The organism is Micromonospora sp. NPDC049060, assembly GCF_040649055.1.
GTDB lineage: Bacteria > Actinomycetota > Actinomycetes > Mycobacteriales > Micromonosporaceae > Micromonospora > Micromonospora reichwaldensis.
In genome coordinates this window covers 1-1,576 of the sequence record NZ_JBEZEV010000177.1, presented here as the reverse complement: position 1 = coordinate 1,576, position 1,576 = coordinate 1, and the positions used below count along the sequence as shown (strand labels likewise).

The following is a 1,576-nucleotide window of genomic DNA, read 5'->3' as shown; positions in this document are numbered from 1 at the left end:
TCGCCCGGGCCGGGGCCACGCCGCGGGGCGGGGGGGGGGGGGGGGGGGGGGGGGCGGGCGGGCGGCGAATCCCGCGACACCGCACTTGCGGAGATGCGTCGACCTCCGGCGGGAGCAGACGATGCCAGGGCCACCCCAGGCGGGGCGCGCCCCGAGCGACCGCGCCGCCCGCCGCCGGTGACGGCTGGCCGGACCGGACGCGACCGGGGCGGATGCCCCCGCTGGCCCGGTCCCGTGCCGTGCGTCCGGCGGTCACGCGGCGGTGGTGTAACCGCCGAACCGACGATTATCGAGGAGGTCAGGGTGGACGTCACCCAGACGGTGCCCGGCACGGAACTGGTGCGTCGCGCGACGGAGCTGGTGCCCCTGTTGCAGAAGCACGCGAGCTGGTCCGAGGAGAACCGCCGCATGCACGACGAGGTGGTCGAGGCGATGGCCGACGCCGGCCTGTTCCGGATGCGGATCCCGAAGCGGTACGGGGGGTACGAGTCGGACACCCGGACGCTGACCGACGTGACGGCCCAGCTGGCCCGGGGTGACGGCTCCGTCGCCTGGACCGCCTCGGTGTGGTGCATTCCGGGCTGGATGGTCGGGATGTTCCCCGACGAGGTGCAGGACGAGGTCTTCGGCACGCCCGACGTGCGGGTCTGCGGCACGCTGAGCCCGACCGGCAACGCGCAGCCCCGGCCGGGGGGTGTGCTGCTCAACGGCCAGTGGGGCTTCATCAGCGGTGCCCTGCACAGCCAGTGGCAGGAGATCATCGCGATGGGGGCGGCGCCGGACGGCACCCCGATGCCCCTCATGATGCTGGTGCCCATGTCGGACCTGGAGGTCGTCGACGACTGGCACACCGCGGGGATGCGGGGCTCGGGCAGCGTCACCACCGTCGCCCGGGACGTCTTCGTGCCGCAGGAGCGGGTGCTGCCGCTGCCGGCCGTGCTCCAGGGCCAGTACGCCTCGAAGCTCAACGCCGAGTCGCCGATGTACCGGGCGCCCCTGCTCGGCGTCGCCGCCGCGTCCTCGGTCGGCACCGTGATCGGGCTGGCCCGGGCCGCCCGGGAGGTGTTCTTCGAGCGGCTGCCCGGCCGGAAGATCACCTACACCGACTACGGCAGCCAGGCCGAGGCGCCGGTGACCCACCTCCAGGTGGCCGAGGCGACGCTGAAGGCCGACCAGGCCGAGTTCCACGGCTACCGGGTCGCGGACCTGACCGACAGCAAGGGCCGCTCGGGCGAGCCGTGGACGCTCGAGGAGCGGGTCCGCTCCCGCGCCGACGTGGGCGCGGTCTGCCAGCTGGGCCGCGAGGCGGTGGAGGTGCTGGCCCTGGCCAGCGGCGGTTCCTCGGTCTACAGCTCGGTGCCGATCCAGCGGATCGCCCGGGACGTGCACACGGTCAACCTGCACGCCCTGATGACCCCGCAGACCAACTTCGAGCTCTACGGCCGGGTGCTCTGCGGCCTGGAGCCGAACAGCTTCTACATCTGACACCGGGCCCGGGCGGCGGCACCCGGCGACGCCGGGTGTGTCCAAGGTTCTCAACTCCCTGCCCATCGGCGAACGTGTCGGCATCGCCTTC

At 73.7% G+C, this 1,576-nt stretch carries 1 protein-coding gene; it reads left to right on the top strand.

Going from position 1 to position 1,576, the window contains the following annotated elements:
* Positions 1–303: 303 nt before the first annotated feature.
* Complete coding sequence (locus AB0B83_RS30110) at positions 304–1,485, top strand: acyl-CoA dehydrogenase family protein (protein ID WP_132238214.1); 1,182 nt, start codon at positions 304–306, stop codon at positions 1,483–1,485.
* Positions 1,486–1,576 lie beyond the last annotated feature (91 nt).